The organism is Dellaglioa sp. CoH-57-MRSF-16, assembly GCF_056782055.1.
The window spans coordinates 1-366 of sequence record NZ_JBXAXZ010000095.1 but is presented as its reverse complement, the minus strand read 5'-3'; the positions used below and the strand labels follow the sequence as shown (position 1 = coordinate 366).

2 protein-coding genes are annotated in these 366 nt (G+C 50.7%); both read right to left on the bottom strand.

Annotated elements, in window-relative coordinates:
* Positions 1–205 (bottom strand): DUF7448 domain-containing protein (locus AC1RPH_RS08020; RefSeq protein ID WP_481762058.1); only part of this gene is annotated, 205 nt, incomplete at its 3' end.
* Between the two features lies 1 nt (position 206).
* Positions 207–366, bottom strand: a 160-nt coding sequence (locus AC1RPH_RS08015) for a DUF7448 domain-containing protein (protein ID WP_481762059.1), incomplete at its 5' end; no start/stop codon positions are given.

Here is a 366-nt window from a genome sequence, read left to right as displayed (position 1 = left end):
TAGGTGTCCCGATCAGGTCGTTCACGTCCCCAGTTACCGACTCGATGTATACCGACTCGCAACAGTCCTGTTGATGGTACATGCTGTAGACTTCACCGGTCTCAGCCATGAACGTCACTTCGTCAGAGCCTTCTTCAAGACCTGTCACAGAACCCAGCGTCTTACCAAGCAACGCCTCAAACCCCGGATATCGTTGGTATCCCATGTCAATTCTCTCCTTCCTCTTCGTCAATATTGATGTGGCGCAGGTCAACACCCTCGCCATAATAGCCGTTGCTTGTACCGTACCATCGAATATCAACATACCCGCGAATTGTCGCGAATTTGTAAAACGTCCATCGGTGCGANTCTACTGCATACGTGCAG